This window comes from Pseudothauera hydrothermalis, from assembly GCF_003345255.1.
GTDB lineage: Bacteria > Pseudomonadota > Gammaproteobacteria > Burkholderiales > Rhodocyclaceae > Pseudothauera > Pseudothauera hydrothermalis.
This window is the reverse complement of the sequence record NZ_CP029331.1, coordinates 2,676,841-2,690,519: the sequence shown is the minus strand read 5'-3', so window position 1 is coordinate 2,690,519 and position 13,679 is coordinate 2,676,841. Positions and strand designations below refer to the sequence as shown.

The 13,679-nt window shown below is 64.7% G+C and carries 12 protein-coding genes; 9 read left to right on the top strand and 3 right to left on the bottom strand.

Annotated features, from left to right (window positions below; translation table 11 throughout):
- Positions 1-13: 13 nt before the first annotated feature.
- The 5 genes from DIE29_RS12830 to bluB all read left to right on the top strand — a co-directional run bounded on the left by DIE29_RS12830 (position 14) and on the right by bluB (position 4,723).
- Complete coding sequence (locus tag DIE29_RS12830) at positions 14-994, top strand: FecCD family ABC transporter permease (RefSeq protein ID WP_237269561.1); 981 nt, start codon at positions 14-16, stop codon at positions 992-994.
- A complete protein-coding gene (locus DIE29_RS12825; RefSeq protein ID WP_102042707.1) occupies positions 991-1,770 on the top strand; it encodes an ABC transporter ATP-binding protein in 780 nt (259 codons plus the stop codon). Before DIE29_RS12830 ends, DIE29_RS12825 begins: the two co-directional genes overlap by 4 nt.
- A 98-nt stretch (positions 1,771-1,868) precedes the next feature.
- Positions 1,869-2,720: a uroporphyrinogen-III C-methyltransferase gene (cobA, locus tag DIE29_RS12820; protein WP_114650089.1), complete on the top strand. Its 852-nt coding sequence runs from the start codon at positions 1,869-1,871 to the stop codon at positions 2,718-2,720.
- A complete protein-coding gene (locus DIE29_RS12815; RefSeq protein ID WP_114650088.1) occupies positions 2,713-3,999 on the top strand; it encodes a cobyrinate a,c-diamide synthase in 1,287 nt (428 codons plus the stop codon). The genes cobA and DIE29_RS12815 overlap by 8 nt, the downstream gene beginning before the upstream one ends.
- Positions 4,000-4,012: 13 nt before the next feature.
- A complete protein-coding gene (gene bluB, locus DIE29_RS12810; RefSeq protein WP_237269459.1) occupies positions 4,013-4,723 on the top strand; it encodes a 5,6-dimethylbenzimidazole synthase in 711 nt (236 codons plus the stop codon).
- A gap of 170 nt (positions 4,724-4,893) precedes the next feature.
- Here the strand turns inward: bluB and DIE29_RS12805 are convergent, their stop codons facing one another.
- Positions 4,894-5,172 carry a ComEA family DNA-binding protein gene (locus tag DIE29_RS12805; RefSeq protein WP_114650086.1) on the bottom strand — a complete coding sequence of 93 codons (279 nt, stop codon included), beginning with the start codon at positions 5,170-5,172 and terminating at the stop codon, positions 4,894-4,896.
- Positions 5,173-5,247: 75 nt separating this feature from the next.
- Between DIE29_RS12805 and ampD the strand changes: the two genes are divergently transcribed.
- Both ampD and DIE29_RS12795 read left to right on the top strand, forming a co-directional pair.
- Positions 5,248-5,844: a 1,6-anhydro-N-acetylmuramyl-L-alanine amidase AmpD gene (gene ampD, locus DIE29_RS12800; RefSeq protein ID WP_114650085.1), complete on the top strand. Its 597-nt coding sequence runs from the start codon at positions 5,248-5,250 to the stop codon at positions 5,842-5,844.
- Positions 5,845-6,041: 197 nt separating this feature from the next.
- The gene (locus DIE29_RS12795; protein ID WP_114650084.1) at positions 6,042-6,746 is read left to right on the top strand and encodes a transglycosylase SLT domain-containing protein; all 705 of its coding nucleotides are present in this window, start codon (positions 6,042-6,044) and stop codon (positions 6,744-6,746) included.
- Between the two features lie 30 nt (positions 6,747-6,776).
- On the opposite strand, the gene DIE29_RS12790 is transcribed toward DIE29_RS12795, so the two are convergent.
- Complete coding sequence (locus tag DIE29_RS12790; RefSeq protein ID WP_114650083.1) at positions 6,777-7,952, bottom strand: pyridoxal phosphate-dependent aminotransferase; 1,176 nt, start codon at positions 7,950-7,952, stop codon at positions 6,777-6,779.
- Between the two features lie 94 nt (positions 7,953-8,046).
- On the bottom strand, positions 8,047-9,891 hold the full coding sequence (locus DIE29_RS12785) for a phosphoenolpyruvate carboxykinase (GTP) (RefSeq protein WP_114650082.1): 1,845 nt from the start codon (positions 9,889-9,891) through the stop codon (positions 8,047-8,049).
- Positions 9,892-10,126: 235 nt separating this feature from the next.
- On the opposite strand from DIE29_RS12785, the gene DIE29_RS12780 reads away from it, so the two are divergent.
- Positions 10,127-12,400: an NADP-dependent malic enzyme gene (locus tag DIE29_RS12780; RefSeq protein ID WP_114650081.1), complete on the top strand. Its 2,274-nt coding sequence runs from the start codon at positions 10,127-10,129 to the stop codon at positions 12,398-12,400.
- Positions 12,401-12,480: 80 nt separating this feature from the next.
- Positions 12,481-13,617, top strand: coding sequence for a patatin-like phospholipase family protein (locus DIE29_RS12775; protein WP_114650080.1), 1,137 nt, complete (start codon positions 12,481-12,483; stop codon positions 13,615-13,617).
- The last annotated feature ends 62 nt before the right edge of the window (positions 13,618-13,679 follow it).

Below are 13,679 nucleotides of genomic sequence, written 5' to 3'. Positions count from 1 at the left end.
CCAGGGTCTCCGGTTGCCGGGCCGGCGGCGCGCGTGGGCGGTGATCGCGGGCTTGGTGCTGGCCGGTGCGCTGGCCCATGTTTGGGCGCTGGCCGCCGGTGAGCTGGATATTCCCGCCGGTGAGGTGGTCGCGGCCTTGTTTGGCGGTGGCCAAGGCATGGAGGCGGAAGTGGTGCGCCAATTGCGCCTGCCGCGCGCGCTGGCGGTGTATGCCGCCGGCGGTCTGCTGGCGCTGGCCGGTGCGCTGATGCAGGTGTTGCTGCGCAATCCGCTGGCCGATCCCTATGTGCTGGGCATCTCCGGTGGGGCGGCGGTGGGGGCTTTGGCGGCGATGCTGTGTGGTCTCGCGCCGATGTTGATCGACGGCGCGGCCTTTGGCGGGGCGTTGGTGGCGATGCTGTTGGTGTTCGGTCTGGCGCATGGCGACGGTTCATGGACCCAGACCCGGTTGCTTTTGACCGGGGTGATCGTTGCCGCCGGCTGCGGGGCGGTGGTCACCTTGATGCTGGCGCTGGCCCCTGACACCCGGGTGCAGTCGATGTTGTTTTGGCTGATGGGCGACGCTTCGGGCGCCAGCCGTCCGTGGCCGGCGCTGCTGGCGATGGGGGCGGGCCTGTGCATCGCACTGCCTTTTGCGCGCGAACTCAACCTGCTCACCCGCGGCGAACTGACCGCGCGGGCGCTGGGCGTACACGTACTTCGCCTGCGTTACTTGCTGTATGCGCTCGCCTCGCTATTTACCGCCGTGGCGGTGACCTTGGTCGGCTCGGTCGGTTTCGTCGGCTTGGTGGTGCCGCACCTGGTGCGCTTTGTGGTCGGCAACGACCAGCGCGCGCTGCTGCCCGCGACCATGCTGGCCGGCGGCGCGCTGCTCACCTTGGCCGACACCGCGGCCCGCACCGTGATTGCGCCGCAGCAACTGCCAGTGGGGGTACTGACTGCGCTGATTGGCGTGCCGCTGTTTCTTTTTCTTCTGGCAAAGCGACAACCATGACCACGTCCGCCGTCCCCTTGCTGGAAGCGGACCGGCTGGCTCTGCAGGTTGGCGGGCGCTGGCTGTGTTGCGAGTTCAGTTTGACCCTGGCGGCTGGCCAGTGTCTGGTGCTGCTCGGTCCCAACGGCGCCGGCAAAACCATGTTGCTGCATACCTTGGCCGGGCTGCGGGAACCCACCGTGGGCAGCGTGTTGTTGGGCGGGCTGCCGTATGCTGCGTGGCGTGCCGCCGAGGTGGCGCGGTTTCGAGGGTTGCTGCCTCAGCAGCAGGCGGACCATTTCTCCTCCACCGTGCTGGAAACGGTGCTGGTCGGGCGCCACCCTTATCTGGGGCGCTGGGGCTGGGAAGGACCGCAGGACGTGCGCATCGCGCGCGCGGCTTTGGCCGATGTGGGGCTGGCCGAATTGGCCGAGCGCGACATCCTGACCCTGTCGGGCGGCGAGCGGCAGCGTGTGGCGGTGGCGGCGCTCCTTGCCCAGTCGCCGCGGCTGCTGTTGCTCGACGAACCCACCAATCACCTCGACCTGCACTACCAGATTGCGGTGCTCGATCTGATGCGCGGATTGGCCGATGCCGGGCGCAGCGTGGTCATGGTGTTGCACGACATCAACCTGGCGGCGCGCTACGCCGACCAGATCATCTTGCTCGACGGCCGTGGCGGGGTACGTGCCGGCGCGCGCGACGAGGTGTTGCAGCCTGAACTGTTGAGCGCCGCTTTTGGCCACCCGCTGCGCCGTTACTGCTTAGATGGGCGGGTGAGCTTCATCCCCGATTGATGTCATGCACCAAGGCGCTATGCTCACCCCGATGTACCGCGCGCGCGGCGACGGTCCGCCGCGCCCCAGACAAACTTCGGTCCCGGAAATGAACCTTTATGTCACTGCCTGAACTTGCCTGTGTTCGTCCGGGTCCGCAGCCCGGTCATGTCTATCTGGTTGGCGCCGGTCCGGGCGACCCGGAACTACTTACCCTGCGCGGCGCGCGTCTGGTGGCGGGCGCCGAGGTGGTGATCTACGACAACCTGGTCAGTCCGCTGATCGTCGACTTGGCGCCGGCTGCGGCCGAGCGGATATACGTGGGCAAGAAAGCGGCTGACCATACGCTGCCGCAGGAGGAAATCAATGCCCTGCTGGTCCGTCACGCCCGCGCCGGACGACGGGTGGTGCGGCTCAAAGGGGGGGACCCTTTCATTTTTGGCCGCGGCGGCGAGGAGATGGAGGCGCTGATGACGGCCGGCCTCACCGTGGAAGTGGTGCCCGGCGTCACCGCGGCGGCCGGTATCGCCGCTTACGCCGGTATCCCGCTCACTCACCGCGATCATGCGCAGTCGGTTGTGTTTGCCACCGGCTTTCTCAAGGATGGCGCGCTCGAGCTGGACTGGCCGATGCTCGCCCGTCCCCATCAGACCCTGGTGATCTATATGGGCATTTCCCGTCTGGGCGAGATCTGTGCCCGCTTGATCGAACACGGCCTGCCGGCCAGTACCCCTGCCGGCGTCATCGAGCGCGGCACCACCCCTCAGCAGCGGGTGGCGGTGGCGACGCTGGGCAGTTTGGCCGAGGAGGTGGCCCGCGCCGGCATCCGCCCGCCGGCACTGACCGTGGTGGGCGGGGTGGTGGGCTTGTATCCGCGCCTGGCGTGGTTTCAGCCGGATGCGGGCGCGCCCTCGGCCTATCCGCCGCATGCGGGCTGCACTGCCGTTCATCGCGGGGTGACTTATGACTGAGCGCTGTCCGGCGCTTTTCGTGGCGGCCCCGGCCTCCGGCCAGGGCAAGACCACGGTCACCGCGGCGCTGGCCCGTTTGCACGCGCGGCAGGGGCGGCGGGTGCGGGTGTTCAAGTGCGGCCCGGATTTTCTCGATCCGCAGATTCATACAGTGGCCAGCGGCGCACCGGTCTATAACCTGGATTTCGGCATGTGCGGTGAGCCAGATGCCGCCTGGCGGCTATATGCCGCAGCGCGCGAGGCCGATTTGATCCTGGTCGAAGGCGTCATGGGCTTGTACGATGGCCAACCCTCGGGCGCGGACATTGCGCGGCGCTTTGGCATCCCGGTGATGGCCGTGATCGACGCCCGGGCGATGGCGCAAACCTTTGCTGCGGTGGCTTTTGGTTTGGCCCACTACAGGCCCGGACTGTCGTTTTCCGGCGTACTCGCCAACCGGGTGGGCAGCGCCCGCCATGCCGACATGCTGCGTGAGGCGCTGCCAGACGGTATGCGCTGGTATGGCGCGGTGCCGCGCGAGGCTGCTGCAGTCCTGCCCGAGCGCCACCTCGGACTGTTGCAGGCGGCAGAGATCGCCGATCTCATCCAGCGTTTGGACCGCATGGCCGATGCGTTGGCCACGACTGGCGTGGTGGATTTGCCGCCTGCGGTCGATTTTGCGCCCGCGCCGGCGCCTGCGCCCGCGCCGCTTCTGTCCGGTCGTACCGTGGCGGTGGCCCGCGATGCGGCTTACGGCTTCATTTACCCGGCCAACCTAGACACGCTCAGCGCGCTCGGTGCCCAAATGATCTTTTTTTCTCCTCTGGCCGGCGACCGTCTGCCAGGCTGCGATGCGGTTTGGCTGCCGGGCGGTTATCCGGAACTGCACGCCGCACGATTGGCTGAAAACCAAGGGTTCTGGGCCGATCTGCGCGCGCATGTGGACGCCGGCAAGCCCCTCTTGGCCGAATGCGGGGGGATGATGAGTCTGTTCGAGGCGGTGGTCGATCAGGCCGGTGTTGCGCATGCCTTCGGCGGCCTGTTGCCGGGGCGCGCAGTGATGCAGCCGCGCCTGTCGGCTTTGGGGCTACAGGTGGCCGACTTGCCCGAAGGGCGGCTTGCCGGTCACACCTTTCATTACTCCAAGGCGGAAACGCCGCTGGCACCGTTGATCCATGCCCATCGCCCGGACGGGGGCGAAGGGGAGGCCATTTACCGGTGCGCCCGGCTGACCGCCTCGTATGTGCATTTTTATTTTCCGTCCGCACCGCAGGTGGTGGCCCGCCTGCTGGGCCAGTGAACCTGGGTTGGCCGTGGCCCCACGCGCCGCCCAATGGATGTCGGAGGAGTCGATCTTGCAGTCCAGTGCCGAACTAGTCCTTGCCCGGCCTTTCGATCGAGCGGAGCGCGAAGCGGTGTATCGGGCGATTGCCGAACGGCGTGACATGCGTCATTTTTTGCCCGATCCGGTCGCCCCGGATGTGCTGCAGCGACTGCTGTGGGCGGCGCATCATGCGCCTAGCGTGGGCTACATGCAGCCCTGGCGTTTTATCCGCATTACCGACCGGGCCCTGCGCGTGGCGCTGCATGCCTTGGTAGAAGAAGAGCGCTTGGCCACTGCGCAGGCCCTGGGCGAGCGCAAGGACGCGTTCATGCGTCTGAAGGTGGAAGGCGTGCTGGAGGCGGGCGAAGTGCTGGTGGTGTCATTGGCCGATGGCCGCGAACATCACGTGTTTGGGCGGCGCACCTTGCCGGAGATGGATCTCGCCTCGGTCGCCTGCGCCATTCAGAACATGTGGCTGGCCGCGCGGGCGGAGGGCCTGGGCTTGGGTTGGGTGTCGATATTCGACCCGCGCAAGGTGGCTGCTTTGCTGGCGATGCCCGATGGCGCCAAACCGGTGGCCATCGTCTGCCTGGGCCATGTGGCGGCTTACTATGCGCGGCCGATGCTGGAAATCGAACGTTGGGCCGAACGTATGCCGCTGAGCGCGGTGGTGGGTGAAAACGCTTGGCCCAGCGGGTAGGTAAGCCGTCGAAAAACTAACAGGCCGTTGGAAGCAGTGGGCCATCTGCGGCGTTGCGCGGCGCTCACTTCTCTGCCGATCTTTTTGATGAGCGATGGAGCGCGCACCGTGCATTGGGCCATCCGCGCGACGTTTTTCAAACGGCCTGTTGGCGCCGGACCGTTACGGCATTACTTGGCCGCGTTGCGCGCGCCGACGGTGATCTGGCTACCCAGTTGGGCGACGGTTTTCTCGCCAATACCCGGCACTTTGGCAAGATCGGCGGGGCTGGCGAACGGACCATGCTGCTTGCGGTAATCGACGATGGCTTTGGCCTTGGCGGGGCCGATGCCCTTGAGTTGCTCCAGCGCCGCGGCGTCTGCGGTGTTGATATTGACCGGCTCGCCGGCCAGGGCGAGCGCGGGGCCCAATGTCAGCGCCAGGACGAGAATACGCAGAAAACGCTTCATGGCAGTGCCTCCTCGGTGAATGACAAAGGTATTATTGGGTGCGCGTCACGATGCTGTCAATATTGATAAAGCATTATGAAATATGATCGAAAAGATGCAGAACGCATCGTTGATGGTTGGTTGAGTGGGGTACGTCGGCAGCCGTCGCCGCATTGCGACGACCGCCCCGATGGGGTAGCGGTCGACTTGGTCGTGGTGCATGCAATCAGCCTGCCGCCGAATGAATTTGGCGGCCCGGGCATCGAACAGCTCTTTACCGGCTGCCTGGATCCGGCCGAGCATCCCTATTACGCCCAGATCCATGGGCTGCGGGTGTCGGCGCATTTTCTCATCCGCCGCGACGGCGAACTGGTGCAGTTCGTCCCGGTAACCCGGCGGGCCTGGCACGCCGGCGTATCGAACTGGAACGGCCGTGAGCGCTGCAACGACTTTTCGGTCGGCATCGAGTTGGAAGGGTGCGACACCCAGCCCTTCGAGCCGGTGCAGTATCGTCGTCTGGCCGAACTCATTTCCCTTTTGCAAAGCGTTTTCCCGTTGGCCGGAGTGGTCGGGCACGCGGATATCGCACCGGGGCGTAAGACCGACCCCGGCCCCTGCTTCGACTGGGCGACACTGCGCAGCCTGCTGCCACAAGCGCATCCGTTGTTTGACAAAAACCAGATAAATCAATAGCATCCTAACTTTATTGCATTGCAGCAAATACAGTTTCGGTGCTTCGCCTGCGCAGCGGCGGGCCTGTCGATAGGCCGCTGGCGCCAAGCATCGCTCGACCGCCCCGGTGGGCCGTCCTGATCCTGATCCCTCGACGACGCGTTGCTTGCGTACGCGGTGCGCTCGTTCGAAGCGGAGGTCGAAACGGGAGAAACATCATGCACGCAGCTCGTTTCAAGCATTTCGTTCGCAACCTCGGCGAGGTTCTACTGCACGCTGCCCACGGTCTGGTGCTCAGTGCTGGGCTGGTGGCGCTGGCCGTGATGGCTGCCGGCGCGCTGGAGCGCGGCCCGCTGCGGTTTTTTGACGGCAGTATGGCCCAAGCGCATGCTGCGGTTGGTTCCCGCTACGACTTTGGCACCGTCGACGCGCAACCGGCCGCCCCAGTCGGCTTGTCTGCCGAGATGGCGCGTGTGCGCGACTACATCGCCCGCCGCTACCGTGTTTCGTCATTGGCGCTGGAGCCGGTGCTGCAGGCCGTCGAGGACAGCGCCCGCAGCGTGGGCATCGATCCGCTCTTGGTGGTGGCGGTGATTGCGGTGGAGTCGAGCTTCAATCCGTTTGCCGAAAGCCATGTTGGCGCGCAGGGACTGATGCAGGTGATTCCACGCTTTCATATGGACAAAATCGGGGATGATGTCGGCGAAGACGCGCTGTTCGATCCGACGCTCAATGTGCGCGTCGGCACCCTCGTCCTGGATGAGGGGTTGCGACGTTTCGGTTCGCTCAAGGCCGCCTTGCAGTACTACGGCGGTGCGCGCGACGACCCCACGGCGGCTTATTACCGCCGGGTGATGGCCATGAAGCAGCGTCTGATTGCGGTAGCCGGTCGTAACCCGGCGGCGGTGAGCGTCGGCGCTTGATTGCTGCACCCCGGCGTCGGCCGGCGCCGTTCAGTCGAGCACGGTGCGGATGCGTTCGCAGGCTTCCAAAAGGCGTGCTGCGCGCGTGGTATAGGCAATCCGTAAGTGGCGGTGCGGCGCATTGTCGCCAAAGTCCAAGCCGGGCGTGGTGGCCACGCCGGCTTCCTCGATCAGCCGGCGGGCAAGGGTCTCGCTGTCGCCGCCCAAACGGTCTACGTTGGTGTAAATGTAGAAAGCCCCCTGCGGTTCGACAGCGATGTTGAAACCTAGCTCGCGCAAGGCGGGCAGCAGGGTGTCGCGGCGGCAGGCAAACTCTTGCCGACGTTCTTCCAGAATCTCCAAGGTGGCCGGTGCAAAAGCCGCCAGTGCGGCATGCTGGGCCGGGGTGGAGGCGGAAATGAAGAAGTGCTGGGCCAGCTTTTCGACTTCACGCACCCAGCCAGGTGGCACCACCAGCCAGCCCAGCCGCCAACCGGTCATGCCGAAATACTTGGAGAAGCTGTTGACCACGAACAGATCGTCGACTGCGGCGAGCGCCGGCTGGGCGAGCACGGTGGAGGCCGGCACGCCGTAGGTAAGCCCCTGGTAGATCTCGTCGACCAGCAGCACGCCGCCGCGGGCATGGGTTTCGGCGTGCAGCGCGGCCAGTTCTGCGGCGGTCAGCAGGGTGCCGGTGGGGTTGGACGGGCTGGCCACCATCAGGCCGCGGGTGCCAGGCCGCCAGGCGCTGCCGACCTGCCCGGGCGTGGGCTGGTAGCGGCTTGCCGCATTCACCGGCAGGGCGCGGGCACGTCCTTCGACGCTGCGCACCAGGTGACGGTTGGACGGATAGCCGGGATCGGGCAGCAGCCATTCGTCGCCCGGATTGGTGGACACCGCCAGGGCCAGCATCAGTGCGCCGGAAGCCCCTGGGGTGATGACGATGCGCTCGGGCGCGATGTCGGCGGCGAAGCGGTCGTGGTAGAAGCGCGCGATCGCCTCGCGCAAAGCCGGCAGGCCAAGCGCGGCGGTGTAGTGCACCTCACCGCTGGAGAGGAAGCGCGTGGCCGCCTCGATGATGGGTTGCGGCGTTGGGAAATCGGGTTCGCCGACCTCCATGTGGATGATGTCGCGCCCCTGCGCCTCGAGTTCGCGCGCGCGGCGCAGCAGCTCCATGACGTGGAAGGGCTGGATGTCGGTCATGCGAGCAGCGGGTTTGCAGTTCATGATGTCGCTTTGTGATGGACGGTTCGGGAACAAGCAAAAAAGCGCCGGCCGCAGCCGACGCTTTTTGAGGGCCGGTCTTGCACCGGCGCCGCGATCAGACCGATAGCGCTAGTTCGAACAGCTCGCGCTTGAGTACGAGCTGACGCGGCAAGCGGTCTTGCAATTTGTCGAACCACTCCTTGTGCAGTTCCAGCTCTTTTTTCCAGGCGTCCGCGTCGACTTGGGTCAGCGCCTCGAACTCTGCCTGGGTGACATCCGAGCCGCGCCAGTCGATGTCCTCGAAGCGCGGCATCCAGCCCAGCGCGGTTTCCTTGGCGGCGACCCTGCCTTTGACGCGGTCGACGATCCATTTGAGCACCCGCATGTTTTCGCCGAAGCCCGGCCACATGAAGTTGCCCTTTTCATCCATGCGGAACCAGTTCACGCAAAAGATCTTGGGCGTGTGCTCGACCACATGCCCCATTCTCAGCCAGTGGTTGAAGTAATCGCCCATGTGGTAGCCGCAGAAGGGCAGCATGGCAAAGGGGTCGCGGCGCACCACGCCCTGCGCGCCGAAGGCCGCGGCAGTGGTCTCCGAGCCCAGCGTGGCGGCCATGTACACACCGAAGTTCCAGTTGAAGGCTTGATACACCAACGGCACGGTGGTGGCGCGCCGGCCGCCGAAGATGAAGGCCGAAATCGGCACGCCGGCGGGGTCTTCCCAGGCCGGATCGATCGACGGGCATTGGCTGGCCGGCGCGGTGAAGCGGGCATTGGGGTGCGCCGCTTTACGGCCGGTTTCCTTGGCGATTTCCGGTGTCCAGTCCTTGCCCTGCCAATCGATCAGGTGGGCGGGCGGCTCTTTGGTCATGCCTTCCCACCATACGTCGCCGTCGTCGGTGAGCGCCACATTGGTAAAGATGATGTTTTCCTTGAGCGTCGCCATGGCGTTGTAATTGGTTTTTTCCGAGGTGCCGGGTGCGACGCCGAAGTAGCCGGCTTCCGGGTTGATGGCGTAGAACCTGCCGTCTTTGCCCGGTTTGATCCAGGCGATGTCATCGCCCACGGTGGTGACCTTCCAGCCGTCGAAACTCTTGGGCGGAATCAGCATGGCGAAGTTGGTCTTGCCGCAGGCCGAGGGAAAGGCTGCTGCCACATAGGTTTTTTCGCCATCCGGGGATTCCACGCCAAGGATCAGCATGTGCTCGGCCAGCCAACCTTCGTCACGCGCCATGGTGGAGGCAATACGCAGCGCAAAACACTTTTTGCCCAACAGTGCGTTACCGCCGTAGCCGGAGCCGTAGGACCAAATCTCACGGGTTTCGGGGAAATGCACGATGTATTTGGTGTCCGGGTTGCACGGCCAGCGGCTGTCTTTTTCGCCGGCGGCCAGCGGCGCGCCGACCGAATGCACGCAGGGCACGAACTCGCCGTCGCTGCCCAACACTTCGACGGCACCACGGCCCATCCGGGTCATGGTGCGCATATTGACCACCACATAAGGGCTATCGGAGATTTCCACGCCGATATGGGCGATCGGGCTGCCCAGCGGACCCATCGAGAACGGGATCACATACATGGTGCGCCCATGCATGCAGCCTTTGAACAAACCGTTGAGGGTTTCGCGCATCACCGCCGGGTCTTCCCAGTTGTTGGTGGGGCCGGCGTCATCCTTGTTTTTCGAGCAGATGAAGGTGCGGTCTTCCACCCGGGCGACGTCCGAAGGGTCGGACCAGGCGAGGTAGGAATTCTTGCGCTTTTCCGGGTTCAGCTTGATCAACATGCCGGATGCGACCATTTCGGCGCACAGGCGGTCGTACTCTTCCTGCGACCCGTCACACCACACCACGCGATCGGGCTCGGTGAGTGCGGCAATTTCGGCGACCCACTGCTTCAAGCCTTGGTGGCGAACATAATCGGGGGCGGCGGCCAGGGCGGCCTCGGAAAAGCGTTGGGACATGGTGGATGACTCTCCAGGTTGCGGTTGCTAAACCAGTCCCCGTCGGTCGGGCAGCGCAGCGTGCGGCCGGCGGGCTGCGGGGAAGAGCTGTGCCCCGCTACCGCGACTTGCGGAAAATACTAGGGTAAACCGCAGTCGGCGAAAGCCTAATATTATGCCACGCACCGGAGGACAGCGGATAGTCGGCTTCCGGTGCGCCACGCCAACCGGACCCTGAGAGAAGACAGAACACGCTATGGATGAACTGATCCGCGCAGCAGCGCTCGACTACCACCGTAACCCCAGCCCAGGCAAGATTTCGGTAACCCCGACCAAGGTGCTCAGCAACCAGCGTGATCTTTCGCTGGCCTATTCGCCGGGGGTGGCCGCAGCCTGCGAGGCCATCGTTGCCGATTCCGCGCAGGCGGCTGCGCTGACTGCGCGCTCCAATCTGATCGGTGTGGTCACCAACGGTACCGCGGTGCTCGGCCTGGGCAATATCGGGCCGCTGGCGGCCAAGCCGGTCATGGAAGGCAAGGGGGTGTTGTTCAAGAAGTTTGCCGGCATCGATGTGTTCGACCTGGAGATCAACGAATCCGACCCGGATCGTCTGATCGACATGATCGCCGCGTTGGAGCCCACATTTGGCGGTATCAATCTGGAAGACATCAAGGCGCCCGAGTGCTTCTACATCGAAAGCAAGCTGCGTGAGCGCATGAAGATTCCGGTGTTTCATGACGATCAGCACGGCACCGCCATCGTGGTCGGCGCGGCCATCCTCAACGGCTTGCAGATACAAGGCAAGGCGCTCGAGCATGTCAAGCTGGTCACCTCCGGCGCGGGGGCTGCGGCGTTGGCCTGCCTGGGCTTACTGGTCAAGCTGGGCTTGCCGGTGGACAACATTTGGGTGACCGATATCGAGGGCGTGGTCTATGAAGGCCGCAGCGCACTGATGGACCCGATCAAGGCGCGTTACGCCAAGCGCACCGAAGCGCGCACCTTGGCCGAGGTGATCGAAGGTGCGGATGTCTTTCTGGGTTTGTCCGCCGGTGGCGTGCTCAAGCCCGAGATGGTAGCCAAGATGGCGGGCAAGCCGCTGATCCTGGCGCTCGCCAACCCCACCCCGGAGATTCTGCCCGAGGCGGTCAAAGCGGTGCGTGACGATGCCATCATCGCCACCGGGCGTTCGGATTATCCGAACCAGGTCAATAACGTGCTGTGCTTTCCGTTCATCTTCCGCGGTGCGCTGGACGTGGGGGCGACCACCATCACCGACGAGATGCAGCTTGCCGCAGTGCGTGCGATCGCCGAACTGGCGCGCGCCGAGCAAAGCGACATCGTCGCCGCGGCCTACGGCGAGAAGGTCGGCGGCTTCGGCCCCGAATACATCATTCCCCGTCCCTTCGACCCGCGCCTGATCGTCAAGATCGCCCCGGCGGTGGCCGAAGCGGCGATGGCCTCCGGCGTGGCCACCCGGCCGATCACAGATTGGGACGCTTATCGCAGCCAGCTCAACAATTTCGTCTGGCACTCCGGGCTGATCATGAAACCGGTGTTTGCGGCTGCGCGGAAAAATCCCAAGCGCATCATTTTCTCGGAAGGCGAGTCCGAAAAAGTGCTGCGTGCGGTGCAGACCGTGGTGGACGAGGGGCTGGCGCGACCGATTCTGATCGGCCGTCCGGAGGTGGTGAAAAACAATATCGAACGTTTTGGCTTGCGAATTGCCGCCGAGCGTGACTTCGAGCTGGTCAATCCCGACTCCGATTCGCGCTTCAACGAGCTGTGGCAGCACTACCACAGCCTGATGGAGCGCCGCGGCGTGTCGGTGGAGTACGCCAAAAAAGAAGTGCGCCGACGCACCACGCTGATCGGCACCTTGTTGCTCAAATTCGGCTATGGCGACGGGCTGATCTGCGGCACCTACGGCATGCACCGTCTGCACCGCGAGTTTGTCGAGACCGTCCTGGGCCGGCGCCCCGGCGTGGAGCATTTATATACCGTGAACCTGCTCAGCCTGCCGGGCCGCACCTTGTTTCTGGCCGACACTTACGTGAACTACGATCCCACACCGGCGCAAATCGTCGAGATGACGCTGCTGGCCGCCCAGGAGATGAAAGGCTTTGGCATCGAGCCGCGGGTGGCGTTGCTGTCGCATTCTTCGTTCGGTTCGGCCGATTCGCCCACGGCCGAAAAGATGCGCACTGCGCTGCGCATCCTGCATGAAAAGCATCCTGAGCTGCCGGTGGAAGGCGAAATGCATGGCGATGCGGCGCTCGATGCCAAGCACCGGCTGCAAATCTTCCCCAATGCCCGGATGCGAGAAGACGCCAATTTGCTGATTTTCCCGACCCTGGATGCGGCCAACATCGCCTTCAATCTGCTCAAAAACGCGGCCGGCGGGGGAATGACCGTCGGCCCGATTCTGCTCGGTGCGGCCAAGCCGGTGCACATCCTGACGCCGTCGGCCACGGTGCGGCGCATCGTCAATATGACTGCGCTGACCGTGGTGGAGGCCGGACAGGGCGAATGAGCCACTGCCCCGTTGAGGGCAGCGCGGCGTTACAAGGCGATTCGCGGTAGCATGCCGGCAGCCGATTTTGGGGGGACGCGATGACGCAGGCGGCAGAACGGGCAGCACTCGTTTTGACCGGCGGCGGTGCACGCGCCGCCTACCAGGTTGGTGTGCTGGCCGCAATCCGCGAACTCTACGGGCGCCGCGCCGACAATCCGTTTCCCATCCTGTGCGGCACCTCCGCCGGCGGTATCAACGCCGCCGCCCTGGCGGTGTATGCGGCCGATTTCAATGCCGCGGTGCGCCGGTTGGTGTGGATCTGGCGCAACCTCTATGTCGAACAGGTGTACCGTACCGACCCGGTGGCCTTGTTTGGCACCGGTTTGCGCTGGGGGGCGGCGCTCACCTTGGGCTGGGCGGTGCGTCAGACGCCGCGTTCTTTGTTGGATAACACCCCGCTACGGTGTTTGCTGCAGCGCGTGCTGGATTTTTCCGCGATCGGCCGCGCGATCGATGCCGGACAACTGTATGCGCTGTCGGTGACCGCCTCCGGTTACACCTCGGGCGAAAGCCTGACATTCTTCCAGGCCGCGCCCGAAGTTCAACCCTGGCGGCGTACCCAGCGTATCGGCATACGGGCGCAGATCGGCGTCGACCATTTGCTGGCCACCAGCGCGCTGCCGTTCGTATTTCCCGCGGTAAAGATCAACCGCGAATACTTCGGCGACGGCTCGATGCGCCAACTCGCCCCGATCAGTCCGGCCATCCATCTCGGGGCCGACCGCATTCTGGTCATCGGCGCCGGACGGATTGCGCAAGAAGGACGGCAACGCACCGAAAGCTATCCTTCGCTGGCGCAGATCGCCGGCCATGCACTGTCGAGTATTTTCCTCGATAGCCTGGCGGTGGATCTGGAGCGTCTGACGCGGATCAACGCCACGGTGGGGGCGATGAGTCCGGCGCAGCGCAAAGCGGCCGGTATCGCGCTGCGCCCGATCGAAACCCTGGTGATCTCTCCTTCGCAGCGTCTGGACACCATGGCCGGCCGCCACCGGCGCAGTCTGCCGCGTCTGCTCAGTGCAGTGTTGCGCGGTATTGGCGCCATGCGCAGGGAAGGCTCCACCTTGCTGTCGTATCTGTTGTTCGAACCCGCCTACACCCGCGCGCTGATCGAGCTGGGATACCGCGACGCCCTGGCGCGGCGTAGTGAAGTAGTTGATTTTTTGCGTATTTGAGTGGGCAAAACAGCGGATAATGGCCACGCGATTGCATCCGGTGTTGCCAATCCACATCAAAA